17 protein-coding genes are annotated in these 15972 nt (G+C 76.3%); 9 read left to right on the top strand and 8 right to left on the bottom strand.

Annotated features, from left to right (window positions below; translation table 11 throughout):
• From CTKZ_RS17065 to CTKZ_RS17050, 4 genes are all read left to right on the top strand, one after another.
• On the top strand, nucleotides 1–1293 hold a 1293-nt coding region (locus CTKZ_RS17065), incomplete at its 5' end, for a M16 family metallopeptidase (protein WP_148090511.1).
• A 91-nt stretch (nucleotides 1294–1384) separates the two neighbouring features.
• Nucleotides 1385–2209, top strand: coding sequence for a hypothetical protein (locus tag CTKZ_RS17060; RefSeq protein ID WP_124344065.1), 825 nt, complete (start codon nucleotides 1385–1387; stop codon nucleotides 2207–2209).
• Nucleotides 2210–2220: 11 nt separating this feature from the next.
• On the top strand, nucleotides 2221–2973 hold the full coding sequence (gene dapB, locus CTKZ_RS17055) for a 4-hydroxy-tetrahydrodipicolinate reductase (protein WP_124344064.1): 753 nt from the start codon (nucleotides 2221–2223) through the stop codon (nucleotides 2971–2973).
• Nucleotides 2974–3026: 53 nt separating this feature from the next.
• A complete protein-coding gene (locus tag CTKZ_RS17050) occupies nucleotides 3027–3440 on the top strand; it encodes a hypothetical protein (protein WP_124344068.1) in 414 nt (137 codons plus the stop codon).
• A 160-nt stretch (nucleotides 3441–3600) separates the two neighbouring features.
• Here CTKZ_RS17050 and CTKZ_RS17045 read toward each other — a convergent pair whose 3' ends face one another.
• From CTKZ_RS17045 to CTKZ_RS17030, 4 genes are all read right to left on the bottom strand, one after another.
• Complete coding sequence (locus CTKZ_RS17045) at nucleotides 3601–4152, bottom strand: GNAT family N-acetyltransferase (RefSeq protein WP_124344067.1); 552 nt, start codon at nucleotides 4150–4152, stop codon at nucleotides 3601–3603.
• A 205-nt stretch (nucleotides 4153–4357) separates the two neighbouring features.
• Nucleotides 4358–4678, bottom strand: a complete 321-nt coding sequence (locus tag CTKZ_RS17040) for an AzlD domain-containing protein (RefSeq protein WP_124344063.1) — start codon at nucleotides 4676–4678, stop codon at nucleotides 4358–4360.
• Complete coding sequence (locus CTKZ_RS17035) at nucleotides 4675–5397, bottom strand: AzlC family ABC transporter permease (protein WP_124344062.1); 723 nt, start codon at nucleotides 5395–5397, stop codon at nucleotides 4675–4677. The genes CTKZ_RS17040 and CTKZ_RS17035 overlap by 4 nt, the downstream gene beginning before the upstream one ends.
• Nucleotides 5398–5444: 47 nt before the next feature.
• On the bottom strand, nucleotides 5445–6923 hold the full coding sequence (locus tag CTKZ_RS17030; RefSeq protein ID WP_124344061.1) for an NAD-dependent succinate-semialdehyde dehydrogenase: 1479 nt from the start codon (nucleotides 6921–6923) through the stop codon (nucleotides 5445–5447).
• Between the two features lie 160 nt (nucleotides 6924–7083).
• On the opposite strand from CTKZ_RS17030, the gene CTKZ_RS17025 reads away from it, so the two are divergent.
• From CTKZ_RS17025 to CTKZ_RS17015, 3 genes are read left to right on the top strand one after another with little or no spacing between them, the layout of a single operon-like run.
• A complete protein-coding gene (locus CTKZ_RS17025; protein ID WP_124344060.1) occupies nucleotides 7084–7581 on the top strand; it encodes a dihydrofolate reductase in 498 nt (165 codons plus the stop codon).
• A 60-nt stretch (nucleotides 7582–7641) separates the two neighbouring features.
• Nucleotides 7642–8559, top strand: coding sequence for a 4-hydroxy-tetrahydrodipicolinate synthase (dapA, locus tag CTKZ_RS17020; RefSeq protein ID WP_124344059.1), 918 nt, complete (start codon nucleotides 7642–7644; stop codon nucleotides 8557–8559).
• A 14-nt stretch (nucleotides 8560–8573) separates the two neighbouring features.
• Nucleotides 8574–10259, top strand: a complete 1686-nt coding sequence (locus CTKZ_RS17015; protein WP_124344058.1) for a ribonuclease J — start codon at nucleotides 8574–8576, stop codon at nucleotides 10257–10259.
• Here the strand turns inward: CTKZ_RS17015 and CTKZ_RS17010 are convergent.
• On the bottom strand, nucleotides 10234–11181 hold the full coding sequence (locus tag CTKZ_RS17010; RefSeq protein ID WP_124344057.1) for a DMT family transporter: 948 nt from the start codon (nucleotides 11179–11181) through the stop codon (nucleotides 10234–10236). The two genes, CTKZ_RS17015 and CTKZ_RS17010, sit on opposite strands and share 26 nt — an antisense overlap.
• Nucleotides 11182–11251: 70 nt before the next feature.
• A complete protein-coding gene (locus CTKZ_RS17005) occupies nucleotides 11252–12196 on the bottom strand; it encodes a GlxA family transcriptional regulator (protein WP_124344056.1) in 945 nt (314 codons plus the stop codon).
• An 85-nt stretch (nucleotides 12197–12281) separates the two neighbouring features.
• Between CTKZ_RS17005 and CTKZ_RS17000 the strand changes: the two genes are divergently transcribed.
• On the top strand, nucleotides 12282–13148 hold the full coding sequence (locus CTKZ_RS17000) for an MBL fold metallo-hydrolase (RefSeq protein WP_235843533.1): 867 nt from the start codon (nucleotides 12282–12284) through the stop codon (nucleotides 13146–13148).
• A gap of 116 nt (nucleotides 13149–13264) precedes the next feature.
• Here CTKZ_RS17000 and CTKZ_RS16995 read toward each other — a convergent pair whose 3' ends face one another.
• The gene (locus tag CTKZ_RS16995) at nucleotides 13265–14404 is read right to left on the bottom strand and encodes a DNA glycosylase AlkZ-like family protein (protein WP_200829793.1); all 1140 of its coding nucleotides are present in this window, start codon (nucleotides 14402–14404) and stop codon (nucleotides 13265–13267) included.
• A 197-nt stretch (nucleotides 14405–14601) separates the two neighbouring features.
• Nucleotides 14602–15213 carry a TetR/AcrR family transcriptional regulator gene (locus CTKZ_RS16990; RefSeq protein WP_124344054.1) on the bottom strand — a complete coding sequence of 204 codons (612 nt, stop codon included), beginning with the start codon at nucleotides 15211–15213 and terminating at the stop codon, nucleotides 14602–14604.
• 83 nt (nucleotides 15214–15296) lie between these two features.
• Here CTKZ_RS16990 and CTKZ_RS16985 point away from each other — a divergent pair, with 83 nt between their 5' ends.
• Nucleotides 15297–15707, top strand: coding sequence for a hypothetical protein (locus CTKZ_RS16985; protein WP_124344053.1), 411 nt, complete (start codon nucleotides 15297–15299; stop codon nucleotides 15705–15707).
• Nucleotides 15708–15972: the final 265 nt, after the last annotated feature.

Genomic DNA, 15972 nt, shown 5'->3' with positions numbered 1-15972 from the left:
GCCGGGCAGGACGGCGACGCCATCGTGCGTCGTTCCGTCCTGCCCGGCGGGGTCCGCGTGGTCACCGAGCAGATGCCCGGCCTGCGCTCCGCGACCGTCGGGGCGTGGGTCGGCGTCGGCTCGCGCGACGAGGAGTCGGGCCACTTCGGCTCGACGCACTTCCTCGAGCACCTGCTCTTCAAGGGCACGGCCCGCCGGTCCGCGATGGACATCGCCGAGGCGTTCGACGCCGTCGGTGGCGAGGCCAACGCGGCGACCGGCAAGGAGCACACGTGCTACTACGCGCGCGTGCTCGACACCGACCTGCCCATGGCGGTCGACGTCATCGCGGACATGGTGACCTCGGCGCGGATCGACGCCGACGAGCTCGAGACCGAGCGCGGCGTCATCCTCGAAGAGCTCGCCATGAACGACGACGACCCGAGCGACGTCGTGCACGAGCAGTTCGCGACCGCGGTGCTGGGCGCGCACCCGCTGGGCCGTCCCATCGGCGGGACGCCCGACACGATCCGCGCGGTCCCGCGCGACGCGGTCTGGGAGCACTACCGCTGGCACTACACGCCGTCGACGCTCGTCGTCACCGCGGCCGGGGGCGTCGACCACGACGTCATGTGCGCGCAGGTCGCCGACGCGCTCGCGACCGGCGGCTGGACGCTCGGCGACGACGCCGTACCGACGGGACGTCGCCCGATCACCTCGCGGGCGCTGCTCGCCGGCTCGGCCGGCATCCCCGGCGACGGGGTCGAGCTGACCGTCCGCCGGCACACCGAGCAGGCCAACGTCATCGTCGGGGGGACCTCGCTCACCGCGACCGACGACCGCCGGTTCACGCTCTCGGTGCTCAACGCGGTCCTGGGCGGCGGCATGTCGTCGCGCCTGTTCCAGGAGATCCGCGAGAAGCGCGGCCTCGCGTACTCGACGTACTCGTACGCGTCCGGGCACGCCGACACGGGCGTCTTCGGGCTGTACGCCGGGTGCGCGCCGGGCAAGGTCGACGAGGTCGTCGCGCTCATGCTCGCCGAGTGGGAGCGGCTCGCGCAGGACGGCATCACGTCGGCCGAGCTCGAGCGATCACGCGGCCAGCTGGCCGGAGGGCTCGTGCTCGGCATGGAGGACACCGGCTCGCGCATGAGCCGCCTCGGCAAGGCCGAGCTCGTCCACGGCGAGCTGCTGAGCATCGACGAGTCGCTCGAGCGCATCCGCGCGGTCACCGCCGCCGACGTGCAGGAGCTCGCGGCCGAGCTCGCGTCGCGGCCCCGCTCCGTGGTGCGCGTCGGACCGTTCGGCGACTGACGCTCCCGGCACCGGGCCCGGCGCGGCGGTCTCACCCGTCCGCCGGGCCGATCGGCCCACCGGGCCGGCCGTCGGCGCGCGATCATGGGGTATGGCCGTCGAGTACCGCAGGTTCGCCCCGCCCGCGGCGGCGCGTGACCTCGTCGAGCACCTGTGGGTCGTGCGCCAGCCGGCGGGCGTCGTCACGCGCGAGGTGCTGCTGCCGGACGGGCACGGCCTCGCGCTCGTGACGCTCGGTGCGCGCGGGTCGCACGTCGACGCGCTCACCCGACGCCGGACCGCCGACGGACCGGGTGTGCGCGGCCCGTCGAGCCGGCCCGTCGTCCGCGAGCAGCCCGGTCCGTCGGTCCGGCTCGGCGCCCAGCTCGGTCCGCTCGCGCTCGCGCGGCTGCGCGTGCACGTCGCACCCGACGACGTCGTCCCGCTCGACCGGGCCTTCGCGACGGCCGACGTCGCGGCCTGCCAGGCGGCGCTCGAGGCGGGCGACGACGCGCGCGCCGTGGAGCTGCTCGGCGCCGCGCTGACCGGGGCGCTCGCCACGACCGACGAGCCCCCGGAGCTCACACTGCTCGAGCCTGCGATCCAGGAGGTCCTCGCGTCGCGCGGTCTCGTCACCGTCGCCGACCTCGCGCGCGCGGCGGAGCTGCCCGTCGGCACGCTGCACCGGTGGTCGGTCGAGCACCTCGGGCTCACACCCGACGCGCTGCTCGCGGCGGTGCGGTTCTCCGAGTTCGTGCGCGACGCCGTCGGTCCCGGTCCGGTCCGCCCGGAGGACGCGCTCGGTGCGGTCCGCTGGTACGTGCAGGCGGGCTACCCGCCGCGCGAGGTCGAGCGGTTCACCGGTTCGACGCCGCTCGAGCTGCGGCGCATCGAGCAGGGGATCGCGGCGGCGCTGGGGGCACCGGTCGCCGGATAGGGTTGCACCCCGTGAGCGAACCGATCAGGGTGGCCGTCCTCGGCGCGGCCGGACGCATGGGCTCGACCGTCGTGCGGGCCGTCGACGACGCCCCCGACCTCGAGCTGGCCGTCGCGCTCGACGCGGGCGGCGACCTGTCCGCGGTCGTGGACGCGCGCGCCCACGTGGCCGTCGACTTCACCGTCCCCTCGGTCACCGAGGGCAACGTGCACGCGCTCGTCGACGCGGGTGTGCACGCCGTCGTCGGCACGACCGGCTGGGACGACGAGTCGCTGGCCCGGGTCCGCGACCACCTCGCCGACCGTCCGGGCGTGGGCGTGCTCGTCGCGCCGAACTTCGCGATCGGCGCCGTGCTGGCCATGGCGTTCGCGGCGCGCGCCGCGCGCTGGTTCGAGTCCGCCGAGGTCGTCGAGCTGCACCACCCGAACAAGGTCGACGCGCCCTCCGGCACCGCGCGCCACACGGCGGCGGGGATCGCCGCGGCCCGGGCCGCCGCAGGACTGGGCCCCATGCCCGACGCGACCGAGCAGACCCTCGACGGCGCGCGGGGCGCGGACGTCGACGGCGTGCGCGTCCATGCGGTCCGGCTGCGCGGCCTCGTCGCGCACGAGGAGATCCTGCTCGGCAACGCGGGGGAGCAGCTGACGATCCGGCACGACTCGTTCGACCGCGTGAGCTTCATGCCCGGCGTGCTGCTGGGCGTGCGCGAGGTCGGCCGACGCCCCGGCCTGACGGTCGGCCTCGAGCACCTGCTCGACCTCTGACCGTGGCTGAGCCCTCCCGCCGCCGGCGGACCGGTATCGCGGCCGCGGTCGCCATGACCGGCCTGCTCGCGCTGTACGTCTGGCTGGTCGCCGTGCGCGCGACGGCGCTCGTCACGAGCGGCGAGCCCGTCGGGGTCGTCCTCGGGATCGCGTTCTGGGTGCTGCCGCTGCTCGTGGTCGGGCTCGTCGCGCGCGAGTGGCGGCTCGCCGTCGACGTGCAGCGGATGGCCGACGAGCTCGCCGACGCCGACGAGCTGCCCGTCGACACGCTCCCGCGGTCGCCGGGCGGGCGGATCGACCGTGCCGCGGCGCGCGAGGCGTTCGAGGACGCGCGCGCCGTCGTCGACGGTGCGCCCGAGGACTGGCGCTCCTGGTACCACCTCGCGTTCGCGTACGACGCGGCGGGGGACCGGCGACGCGCCCGCGAGTCGCTGCGGACCGCGAGCCGGCTGCACCGCGCGGCCTGACGAGCCCGTCGGCCGGTCGTGCCGGGCGGAGCCGCCGGGAGACGGCGCGCCGCGCTCCGGCGTGCCAGTGCTCGGACGTGCCTGGGCGCGGACGTGCGTGGCGCCGACGGGCGTGTCGCCGACGTGCGTGGCGCCGACGCGGGCAGTCGTCCGGCGGTGGTCAGATGGAGGCGGACCAGCGGCGCTCGACGACGATGCGCTCGGCGCCCTGCGCGTCCCGTGCGGGAGCGAGCTCACGCACCGCACCGTCCGCCCCCAGCCCGCACGACGCGAGGAACTGCTCGCGGGCGCTGTCGCCGTCGAGCACCCACGTGAGGACCTGGTCGGCCCCGTCCGCGCGGAGCAGGTCGACGGCCGCGGCGAGCAGCCGCGACCCGTGACCCTGGCGCTGCCGCAGCGGCTCGACCTCGAGCGCGAGGACCACGCCGCCCGGTGCGGCGGTCGGGTCGTCGGCCGGCGCGGGCACGGGGGCGACGGACGCGACGCCGACGACCGCAGGCCCGTCGCACGCCACGAGCACGTGGAAGCCGGTCGACGGCGGGGACGTGATCGCGGTGGACCAGCGGTCCCGCACGGCGTCCTCGTCGACGAGCGCGAGCGCCTCGCTGCCGAGCGCGTCGGCGTGCGCGAGCCGCCACGCGGCGACCTGCACGCGTGCGATGCGGCTCTCGTCACCGGGGACCGCGGGCCGGACGGAGACGTCGGCGTTCACGCGGCACCGCCCGGGACGGCCGGGCCGCGTCGCACGGTCGCGGTCGCCCGCGAGGTCGAGGCGCCGGACGGGCACCACCGGTCGTTCAGCACGGGGTCCTCCGGAGGATCAGGCCGCCGGTGCGCGGCGACCGGCGGGTCGGGCGAGGCTATCAAGCGGGGGCGGCGTTCCCGTCGCCCGGACGGACGCCGGAGCCGTCCGTGCGTCAGGGCATGCCGAGCGCGCGCAGCACCGCGGCGGTGACGGCCGCGAGGAGCACGACCACGACGAACGGCGCGCGCAGCGCGAGCGCGATGGCCGCGACGGCGAGCGCGGGGAGGCGGGCGTCGAGGACGATCGCGCGTCCGGTGGTGGCCGCCTGGACGGCGACGAGCGCGGACAGCAGCGCGACCGTGACGAGCGCGGCGGCGCGCGCGACGCGCGGCTCGGCGAGCCAGTGCTCGGGGACCAGGTGGCCGACGAGCTTGAGGCCGAGGCAGACCAGGCCCGCGACGACGATCGCGACCCACAGGACGACGTCGCTCACGAGGCCGCCCCTTCACGTGCGGGGGCGGCGTCGGTGGGGTCGGGCGGCGCCGCGACAACGCCGACGACGATCGCGACGGCAGCGGCGAGCAGGACGGGGACACCGGCGGGCACGAACGGCGTGGCGGCGAGCGCGACGAGGACCGCACCGACGGCGACCAGACGCGCGAGGTGGGCCGACGGGCCTGTGAGCCGGGGCCACACGAGCGCGAGGAACGCGGCGGCCGCGGCGGCGTCGAGGCCGTACCGGCGCGGGTCGCCGAGCGCGTCGCCGAGCACCGCGCCGGCGAGAGTGAACGCGTTCCAGAGCACGAACACGCCGACCCCGGTCCACCAGAACCCCGCCCGGGCCGCGGGCCGCCCGTGCTGCGCGGTGCCCACCGCCGTCGACTCGTCGATCGTGAGGTGCGCGGCGAGCAGGCGGCGCCACCCGTGCACGCCGAGCAGCGGCGCGACCTGCGGACCGTAGAGCCCGTTCCGGACGCCGAGCAGGCCGGCGGTCGCGATCGCGGCACCGGCCGCGCCGCCCGCGCCGATGACGCCGATGAACGCGAACTGCGAGCCGCCGGAGAACATGAGGATGCTGAGCGCCGCCGTCTGGGGGAGGTCCAGCCCGGCCGCGACCGCGAGCGCGCCGAAGGACACGCCGTACAGGCCCGTCGCGACCGACACCGACACCGCCTGGCGGACGGCCGCCCGCGTCTCGTCGTCCCGTGCCACGCGCGCCACTGTCGCACACGGAGGGCCGGTGCCCGCGACGCGCCCGGTCAGAGCGCGACGTACACCGGCTCGAGGTACTCCTCGAGGCCCGCCTCGCCGCCCTCGCGCCCGAGCCCGGACGACTTCACGCCGCCGAACGGTGCGCTCGCGTCGGAGACCATGCCGCGGTTCACACCGAGCATCCCGGTCTCCAGGGCCTCCGCGAGCCGCATGACGCGTCCGACGTCGCGCGTGTACGCGTACGCGACCAGCCCGAACGGCGTGCCGTTGGCCAGGCGGACGCCGTCCTCCTCGGACCCGAACGTCACGACGGGCGCGACGGGGCCGAAGATCTCCTCGCGGACGAGCCGCGCGTCGGGGTCGACCCGGTCGACGACCGTCGGAGCGTAGAAGTACCCGGGCCGGTCGGGCCGCGCGCCGCCCACGTGCACGCGCGCGCCGCCGTCCACGGCCTGGGCCACGACCTCCTCGACGCGGTCGACCGCCGACGCCTCGATGAGCGGCCCGACGGTCGTGCCGGGCTCGGCGCCGTGCCCGACCACGAGGTCGCCGAACGCCGCCGTGAGCCGGCGCGTGAACTCCTCCGCGACGCCCTCCTGCACGAGGAACCGGTTGGCCGCGACGCACGTCTGGCCCGCGTTGCGCATCTTCGCCTGCACGGCGCCCTCGACCGCGGCGTCCAGGTCGGCGTCGTCGAACACGACGAACGGCGCGTTGCCGCCGAGCTCCATCGACGTGCGCAGGATGCGGTCCGCGGACGCCTTGAGCAGCGTCGCCCCGACCTCGGTCGAGCCCGTGAACGACAGCTTGCGCAGCCGCGGGTCGGCGAGCAGCGGGCCCGACACGGTCCGCGCCGACGACGTGGGCACGACGTTGAGCACGCCCGTCGGCAGGTCGCGCGCGTCGAGCTCCTCCCGGACGATCTCCGCGACGAACGCCGTGGTGAGCGGGGTGAGCTGCGCGGGCTTGACGACGGCGGTGCAGCCCGCGGCGAGGGCGGGCGCGACCTTGCGCGCGATCATCGCGATCGGGAAGTTCCACGGCGCGATGAGCAGCGCCGGACCCACGGGGCGTCGCAGCACGAGCTGGTGGTGCGTCCCCGCGGGTGCGCGCCGGGCCAGGCCGTCGACGCGCACCGCCTGCTCGGAGTACCAGCGCACGTACTCGGCGGCGTAGGCGACCTCGGCGCGCGACTCCGCGAGCGGCTTGCCGCCCTCCGCGGTGACGAGCGCCGCGACGTCCTCGGTGCGGCGCGTCAGGGTGTCGAACACGGCGCGCAGCAGCTCGGCGCGGACGCGCGGCGGTGCGGCGCGCCACTCCTCGAAGCAGTCGTCGGCGGCCGTGAGCGCGTCGAGCGCGTCCTGCTCGTCGCCGTCGGCCACGTCGAACAGGACCTCGGTCGTGGCGGGGTCGGACACCTCGAACGTGCGCCCCGAGCTCGCGGGGCGCCACGCGCCGCCGACGAGGACGCCCGTGGGGACGTGCGCGGCGACCGTGGGGGGCAGGTGCGGGGACGTCGTCGTCATCGGTCCAGTGTCGCCCGACCGCTGCGCGGGCACACCAGGAACGCGTGTCGGACGTCGTCCGACCGACCGGCCGGTCGGCCCGTCGGGTGCAGGCGGGGACGACGGGCACCGCGCCGACGGGTCGGTCCCACGGCAGGTCGCGTCGACCTAGCATGCGGCCGTGAGCCTGAACCTGGTGTGGGCGCAGACCCCCGCGGGAGTCATCGGCGCGGACGGGCGCATCCCGTGGCACGTGCCCGAGGACCAGGCGCGGTTCCGCCGGCTCACGACCGGGCACGCGGTCGTCATGGGCCGGGCGACGTGGCAGTCGCTGCCCCCGCGCGTCCGCCCGCTGCCGGGGCGCCGCAACGTCGTCCTCTCGCGGGACCCGGCGTTCACGGCGCCCGGGGCCGAGGTCGCCCGCTCGTTCGCGGACGCGCTCGCGCTCGTCGGCGACGACGAGACGTGGGTGATCGGCGGTCGGGCGGTGCTCGACGCCGCCCTCCCGGTCGCCGACCGGGCGGAGGTCACGCTCGTCGACCTCGACGTCCCCGGGGACACGGACGCGCCGCGGCTCGACCCGGGGGAGTGGCGCGAGCAGGACCCCGACGACACCACCGGCCGGTGGCAGACGTCGGGCGGCGTCCGGTTCCGCTACCGCACCTGGGTGCGGCGCTGAGCGAGGTCCGGCGCGTGGTCCGGGCACCTGGGCAGGTCCGCCGGGCGGTACCGTGAGCGCATGACCCGCGCCGCCACGCCCGCCCGTCCGTTCGGGGCCGTGCTCACCGCGATGGTGACGCCGATGACCCCCGACGGTGCCGTCGACCTCGGTGCGGCGGTCACCCTCGCGAAGCGTCTGGTCGAGCAGGGCAACGACGGCCTCGTGCTCAACGGCACGACGGGCGAGGCACCGACCACGCACGCGCCTGAGAAGGCCGAGCTCGTGCAGGCCGTCGTCGAGGCCGTCGGCGACGACGCGTTCGTGCTCGCGGGCGCCGGGTCCAACGACACCGCGCACGCCGTCCGGATGGCCGAGCAGGCCGCCGAGGCGGGCGCGCACGGGCTGCTCGTGGTCTCCCCGTACTACTCGCGCCCGTCGCAGGCCGGCCTCGTCGCGCACGTCACGGCGATCGCCGACGCGACCGACGTGCCCGTCATGCTCTACGACGTCCCCGGCCGCACCGGCGTGCGCTTCGCACCCGAGAGCATCGCCACGCTCGCCGCGCACGACCGCGTCGTCGCGATGAAGGACGCGTCCGGCGACGCGTTCACCGCCACGAAGGTGATCGCGCGCACGGGCCTCGCCTGGTACTCGGGCGACGACGGTGCGCTCCTCACGCTCCTCGCCGCGGGTGCCGTCGGCATCGTCAGCGTCTCCGGCCACGTCGCCGGACCCCAGCTCGCGGCCGTCGTGCGCGCCTGGGACGCGGGCGACCACGCCGAGGCGCTGCGCCGGTTCCGTGCCGTGGTGCCCGCGATCGACGCCCTCAACGGCGCCGGCTTCCAGGGCGTCGCCGCCAAGGCCGCGTGCGAGATCCTCGGCCTCATCCCCACCCGTGCCACGCGGCTGCCGCTCGTGCCCGCGACCGACGACGAGGTCGACGCGATCCGGGACGGCCTGCGCGCCGCCGGACTGCTCGACGTCGCGCTCCGCTGACCCAGGAGAGATCTTTGAGCCACCCCCACCCCGAGCTCACCCTGCCCCCCGCGCTGCCCGACGGCGGCCTGCGCGTCGTCGCCCTCGGCGGCCTCGGCGAGGTGGGCCGCAACATGGCGGTCCTCGAGTACGCCGGCCGGCTGCTCGTCATCGACTGCGGCGTCCTGTTCCCCGAGGACCACCAGCCCGGAGTCGACCTGATCCTCCCGGACTTCGACTACATCCGGGACCGGCTCGACGACATCGAGGCGATCGTGCTCACGCACGGGCACGAGGACCACATCGGCGCCGTCCCGTACCTGCTGCGGCTGCGGCGCGACATCCCGCTGGTCGGCTCGCAGCTGACGCTCGCGTTCGTCGAGGCGAAGCTCAAGGAGCACCGGATCCAGCCGTTCACGCTGGCGGTGCGCGAGGGCCAGACGGAGACGCTCGGCGTGTTCGAGTGCGAGTTCGTCGCGGTGAACCACTCGATCCCCGACGCGCTCGCGGTCGCGGTGCGCACCGGTGCGGGCACCGTGCTGCACACCGGCGACTTCAAGATGGACCAGCTCCCGCTCGACGGGCGCATCACCGACCTGCGGGCGTTCGCGCGGCTCGGCGAGCAGGGCGTCGACCTGTTCATGGTCGACTCGACCAACGCCGAGGTGCCCGGGTTCGTCGCGCAGGAACGCGGCATCGGCCCGGTGCTCGACTCGGTGTTCGCGGACTCGACCAAGCGGATCATCGTCGCGTCGTTCGCGTCGCACGTGCACCGCGTCCAGCAGGTCCTCGACGCGGCCGTCGCGCACGGCCGGCGCGTCGCGCTGGTCGGCCGCTCGATGGTCCGCAACATGGCCATCGCGTCCGAGCTCGGCTACCTCACCGTCCCCGACGGCGTGCTCATCGACCTCAAGGGCGTCGACAGCCTGCCCGACGACGAGGTCGTCCTCATGTGCACGGGCTCGCAGGGCGAGCCGATGGCGGCCCTGTCGCGCATCGCGAACAACGACCACAAGGTGTCCGTCGGCCCCGGCGACACCGTGATCCTCGCGTCGTCGCTCATCCCCGGGAACGAGAACGCGGTGTTCCGCGTCATCAACGGGCTGACCCGCCTCGGCGCGCGCGTCGTGCACTCGGGCAACGCGAAGGTCCACGTGTCCGGCCACGCGAGCGCCGGCGAGCTCCTGTACTGCTACAACATCCTCAAGCCCCGCAACGTCATGCCGGTGCACGGCGAGGTGCGGCACCTCGTCGCGAACGCGGCGCTCGCGGTCCAGACCGGTGTGCCGGCCGACCGGGTCGTGCTCGCCGAGGACGGCGTCGTGGTCGACCTGGTGGACGGCAAGGCGTCGGTCGTCGGTGCGGTCCCGTGCGGCTACGTCTACGTCGACGGGTCGAGCGTGGGCGGCATCACCGAGGCGGAGCTCAAGGACCGCCGGATCCTCGGCGACGAGGGATTCATCTCGATCTTCGCGGTGGTCAGCTCGGCCGACGGCAAGGTGCTCGCCGGTCCGCAGATCCACGCGCGCGGGTTCGCCGAGCAGGACGAGGTCTTCGAGGACATCCTCCCGGACCTCACCCGAGCGCTCGAGGAGGCCGCGGCGCAGGGTGCGGTCGACACGCACCAGCTGCAGCAGGTGATGCGTCGCGTCGTCGGGCGCTGGGTGTCGAACCGGCTGCGTCGCCGGCCGATGATCATCCCGGTGGTCGTGGAGGCGTAGCCGCGCCGACGGCCACGTTGGCCTCGCCGGCGGGCACCGCCTCGACGGGCTCGTCGGCGCGCGGTGCCCGACCCGAGGTGCGCCGCGACGCAGCCGCGGAGCCGACGAGGATCAGCGCGGTCGCGACGGCGACGGTCACGGTGAGCGGCTCGTCGAGGACCAGCGCCCCCAGAAGCACCGCGACGACCGGGTTGAGGTACGCGACCAGCGTCGAGCGGGCCGCACCGACCTCCGAGATCAGGCCGAAGAAGAGCACGAACGCGACGGCCGTGCAGACCGCGCCGAGCGCCGCGAGCGACAGCACGGCCGGGGTCGAGGGCCACGGGTGCGGGCCCGTGAGGGCGACGACGGGCGCGTACGCGAGCGCGGAGAGCGCGAGGCACGCGGTCGTCAGGGGGATCGGGGGCACGTCGCGCAGGTGGCGGTCCGCGATCATCGGGGCGACCGCGTAGCCCAGCGCCGCGAGCAGCACCTGCGCGACGGCCCACGGGTCGTCCGCTCCGGCGCCCGGGCCGAGCAGGAGGGCGACGCCGCCGAGGGCGACCAGCAGACCGGCCCAGCGCACGAGCGCCACGTGCTCCTTGGCGACGACGCGGGCGACCACGACGGCCAGGATCGGGACGGTCGCGACGAGCAGGCCGGTGAGCGAGCTCGACAGCGTGCGCTCGGCGTTGGAGAGCAGGATCCACGGCCCGACGATCTCGAGGACCGCGAACGCGACGACCGGCCGCCAGTGCCCGCGCAGGACGCGCAGCCCGCCGCCGCGCAGCGCGAACGGGACCAGCAGCAGCGCACCGAGCCCGGTCCGCACGAACACGACCATCGGCGGGGTCACCTCGCCCACCGCGACCTTGATGAGCAGGTACGGCACGCCCCAGATCACGCCCATGGCGACGAGCAGGAGCCAGCCCCGGCGGCTCACGAGCGGCTGCCGAGGGGGTGCGTGGACGTCATGGCGCCACGCTAGGGCCGGCCACCGACAGCGGGCCCCGTCATTCCTGCCGGAAAGCGGCGCGATGCTGCCGCGGGCTCGTCCGGAAGCGGCGGGCGAAGTGCGCGCGGAGCGACGCGGAGGAGCCGAACCCGGCCCGGCGGGCGACGACCTCGACGGGCTCGTCGCCCTGCTCGAGGAGCGCCCGCGCTCGGGCCAGCCGCTGCTCGAGCAGCCACGCGGACGGGCTCGTGCCGGTGCGCGCACGGAACTGGCGCGTGAGGGTGCGCCGCGAGACGTGCGCGTGCGTGGCCCACGTGTCGAGGTCGAGCGGCTCGTCGAGCCGCTGCGCGGCCCAGGCCATCGCGCGCGCGACGGGGTCCGTCCCGTCCGCGGGCGCGACGGGGACCGGCACGAACTGCGCCTGCGACCCGTCGCGGTGCGGCGCGAGGACGAGCGAGCGCGCGACCTCCGCGGCGACGTGCGCGCCCAGGTCCGTGCGGACCACGTGCAGGCAGCAGTCGAGCGCGGCGGCGACGCCGGCCGACGTCACGACGTCCCCGAGGTCCGACCACAGCACGTCCGACCGGACGTGGACCGACGGGTGCCGACGGGCGAGCGTCTCCGCGGCGTGCCAGTGGGTCGCCGCCTCGCGCCCGTCGACGAGGCCGGCGGCGGCCACGACGAACGCGCCGAGGCAGAGGCCGACGACCCGCGCACCGCGTGCGTGCGCGGCCCGGACCGCGTCGAGCAGGTCGGCGGGCGGCTCGCGCGTGAGGTCCCAGCTCGGCAGGACGACGAGGTCGGCGCGCTCGAGCAGGTCGAGCCCGTGCGGGACCCTGATCTCGTACCCGGCCTCGGTCGGCAGCGAGCCGGGGGAGGATGCGCAGACCTGGACGTCGTACGCCGTGCCGCGCAGCGGCCGGGCGCCGAGCACGGCCTGCGGCACGGCGAGGAGGAACGGGCTGATGCCGTCGAACGCGACGACCGCGACGAGCCGGGGCACGTCCCGAGCCTAGTGGCCCGATCCTGGCGACAGGTGTCCTGCGGGCCACTTCCGTCCCGGCAGCCCGCGCGCGACGCTCGTCGTCATGACGACCTCGACTCCCGGTGACCGCCACGACCCCGCCGACACCGTCACGTCCGCCCCGGGGACCTCCACGGGCGCCGACCACGCGCCCGGGAGGCCGACCGGCGACCTGATGGGCCGCGTCCGGGCGACGTTCGTGGGCGGGCCGACGCTCCTCCTGCACTACGCCGGGCTCGCGTTCCTCACGGACCCCACGTTCGACGCCGCCCCCGCCGAGTACCCGGGCGCGGTGACGCTGCACAAGCTCGTCGGACCCGCCGCCACGCCCGCCGACCTGGGACCCGTCGACGCGGTCCTGCTCTCGCACGACCAGCACGCCGACAACCTCGACGTCAGCGGCCGCGCGCTGCTCGCCGACGTGCCGCTCGTGCTGTCCACGCCCGACGCCGCCGCGCGCGTGCCCGGGGTCCGCGGCCTCGCCCCGTGGGAGGAGACCCGCGTCGGCGACCGCGTGCGCGTGACCGCGGTGCCCGCGGTGCACGGCCCGCCCGGGGCCGAGGCGCTCAGCGGGCAGGTCACCGGGTTCGTGCTGCGCGCGGCGGGGGAGCCGACCGTCTACGTGTCGGGCGACAACGCGCAGGTCGACGTCGTCGCGCAGGTCGCCGAGCGGTTCCCCGACGTCGCGGTCGCGGTGCTGTTCGTCGGGGGTGCGAACGTCGGGCGGTTCGGTGCCGAGCCGCTCACGCTCGACGCCGGGCGTGCGGTCGCCGCGACCGCGCTGCTGGCCGGTGCTCGCGTCGTCCCGGTGCACCACACCGACTGGGCGCACTTCGTCGACCCGCTCGACGCGTTCGTGGAGGCCGCGCGCGCCGCGGATCTGGAGGACCGGCTCGTCGTCCTGGAGCGCGGCGTGCCGACCACGGTCTGACGCCGGCCACCGACGTACGTGCGGGGGTGCGGCCAGGCGGCCGCCGGCCGCCCGACGCGCTGATCGCGGACGAGCCGGCCAGCCCCCGGCGTGACCGTCGTTCGTGGCCGGTCGGCTCACGCCCGCTCGAGGCCGCGGAACTCGGCCAGGCGCTCGTGCTCGACGTCCACGGCGCGCTCGACGTCGCGCGACCACGGCAGCCAGGGGTCGAGCTCGAGGCCGAGCCGCCGGCCCTTGGCGCGCGGTCGCCAGGTGCCCACGACGTCCCCGTCCACGAGCACGGCACCGGGCCGGCCGAGCACCGGCCACAGCGTCCGGCGCCGGGAGGCGTCGGGCACGAGCGTCTCCCGGTCCCGCGACTGGAGGAACAGGTCGTAGGGGCCGAGCAGCCGGACGACGGGTGGCTCGTCGCGTGCCCCCGCGTCCGCGAGCGCGTCGACGTCCGCGGCGAGCACCGAGCGGGGCGCGCCGTCCACCTCGACGTCGACCGCGTCGGACGGCCAGCGCTCGCGGACGTCCGCGACGGGTGCGTCGAGGAACACGGCGACGTGCTTCGGGTCGAGCGGGCCGAGCAGGTGCAGCAGCAGCCGCACGGGGTCGAGCACGTCGGGACGCGCCGATCGGCGGCGCTCGACGCTGCCGACGCGCGACGCGGGCCAGCCCGGGATGCGGCGCACCACGGGCGGGGACGTGCCCGGCTCGAGCTCGAGTCCGCCGTGCAGCGCGGCGAGCCGGAAGGTCATCTCCCACATGTGGGTCGCGCGGCACGCCCGGCACCACCGCACGTAGGGCTCGGGGAGCTCCTGCGTCATGCGCGTGGAGAGCGCGCCCTTGACCGTGGGCTCCGTGACGACCGTGCGCATGGTGCGCGCGGCGTGCGTGAGGCCGTCGACCGGGCGGATCCCCGCGGCACGCAGCGGCTTCGCGGCGTCGTAGACGCGCGCGCCGGCGTCGGCGTCGGAGAAGGGCCGCAGCGCCGCCTGCACGTCGCGCAGCGCGTCGCGCCGGTACGCGTGCGGCGCTCCGCGGAGCGACCAGACGAGCGCGAGGTCGTCCTGCGGCCATGCGCGCGCCTGCACGGGAACGCCCCGGGCGGCGAGCGCCCACAGCGCGCCGTCGGGTCCCGTGTCCTGCGCACCGAGGTCGAGGACGGCGGCGTCGGTCACGGCGCGTGCCGGGTCGACGGGCCGGTCGAGCTGCTGGACGTGCAGGCGGTACCGCAGCACCTGGTCGCGGCTCACGGACAGGACTCCCACGGACCCACCGTCCCACGGCGGTCCGACAGGACCCCGGCGGACCGGTCGGCGGGCGCGCGTCGCCCGGACGGCCCGGCGCGGGTCATGACACCCCGCGGCGCCTACGGCTGCCCGTCGTGGCGACCCGCGCCGCCCCGGTGCGAGCATCGTGAAGACCCCCGCCGGCCGCGCACGGTTCCGCCGTGCGCCGTCGTCGCCTACGCGTCGCGGAGGATTCCCGGCCCGGCCGCGCGCAGCACGGACTCGTACCGCGCGGTCGCGGCCTCGGCGTCGCCGGGCAGGAGGCCGCCGAGCTCGAGGTCGACGAGCCCGTGCACGAGCGCCCACAGGCCCTCCGCGGCACGGTCGGCTCGCTCGTCGGCGTCGGGTGCACCCCCGGCGCGCAGGACGGCGTGCGCGGCGTCGCGCAGCACGCGGAACGTGGCGTCCTGCGTCGCCGGTGCGTCGGCGGGCTCGTCGACGGGCTCGTCGAGGGGCCGGGGCCCGAACATGACGCGGTAGAAGTGCGGCTCGTCGACGGCCCAGCGGCGGTAGGCGAGCCCGAGCGCGAGGAGGTCCTCGCCGGGGTCGTCGGTGCGCGGTGCCGCGGCGAGCGACGCGGCGAAACGTGCGGCGGCCTCGGCGCCGACGGCGTGCAGGAGCGCGTCGCGGCCGCCGAACAGCGAGTAGACGGCCGACGCGGACGTGCCCGCGGCGCGGGCGACGTCGCGCACGGTGACCGCGTCGGGCCCGCCGCGCGAGATCGCGCGCGACGTCGCGTCGAGGAGGCGGGCGCGCAAGGCGTCGTCGTGCAGCCGGGGGCGTGCCATGCGGGGAGTCTACGGGCTTGACGGACGTTTGCGAACGATGTTCCATAACAACGTTCGTAAACTAGAGCCCCTGAGGAGGACCCGTGATCGAGCTCAGCGAGGCCGCACGCATCACCGCCGGGATCGTGGCGCTGACCGTCGTCGGCATCGAGTCCGGCGGGTGGTTCCTCCTGCGCGTCGGCGGCGGCGCCGTCCCCGCCACGGACTTCCAGCGCTCCTTCTTCCGCGCCGGTCACGCACACGCGGGCGTGCTCGTCACCCTCGGGCTCGTGTGCCTGCTGCTCGGCGAGGCGACCGCGCTCGACGGGTTCTGGCGCTGGCTGGCCCAGACGGGCGTCCTGGTCGCCGCGATCCTGCTGCCGGCCGGGTTCTTCCTGTCCGCCGTGGGAGCGGGGCGGACGCGCCCCGGCCGGCTCGTCGTGCTCCTGCCCGCCGGGGCGGTGGTGCTCGCGGCCGGCGTGGCGACCCTCGGGGTGGGCCTGCTGACGGCGTGACGTCGGGAGCCGTGGCGTCGGCCGCGGCCGACCACGGACCGGCGGCCGTCCGTGCGACACGCGGCCCCACCACCCGGAGGGCGTCGGTGCGGGCCACTACCGTGAGGACCATGGCGACCCGTACCTCTTCCTCCCGGGCGCGCTCCGGCGCGTCGGGCGGAGCCTCGCGCCAGGGCCGCCCCGCGACACCGCGCGGCGGCTCGTCGCGACCCACCGGCAAGGGGCCCGCTCCGGCGCCCCGGCGGCCCGCGCTCCCGCTGCGCAT

The sequence above is a fragment of the Cellulomonas algicola genome (assembly GCF_003851725.1).
GTDB classification, from domain to species: Bacteria; Actinomycetota; Actinomycetes; order Actinomycetales; family Cellulomonadaceae; genus Cellulomonas; species Cellulomonas algicola.
This window is presented reverse-complemented; position numbering and strand designations above follow the sequence as displayed.

Coding starts and splice junctions, on each gene's coding strand:
- CTKZ_RS17050 (WP_124344068.1), top strand. CDS start 3,027: ATGACCGGCCTGCTCGCGCTGTACGTCTGGCTGGTCGCCGTGCGCGCG.
- CTKZ_RS17000 (WP_235843533.1), top strand. CDS start 12,282: ATGACGACCTCGACTCCCGGTGACCGCCACGACCCCGCCGACACCGTC.
- CTKZ_RS17060 (WP_124344065.1), top strand. CDS start 1,385: ATGGCCGTCGAGTACCGCAGGTTCGCCCCGCCCGCGGCGGCGCGTGAC.
- dapA (WP_124344059.1), top strand. CDS start 7,642: ATGACCCGCGCCGCCACGCCCGCCCGTCCGTTCGGGGCCGTGCTCACC.
- CTKZ_RS17030 (WP_124344061.1), bottom strand. CDS start 6,923: ATGACGACGACGTCCCCGCACCTGCCCCCCACGGTCGCCGCGCACGTC.
- CTKZ_RS16990 (WP_124344054.1), bottom strand. CDS start 15,213: ATGGCACGCCCCCGGCTGCACGACGACGCCTTGCGCGCCCGCCTCCTC.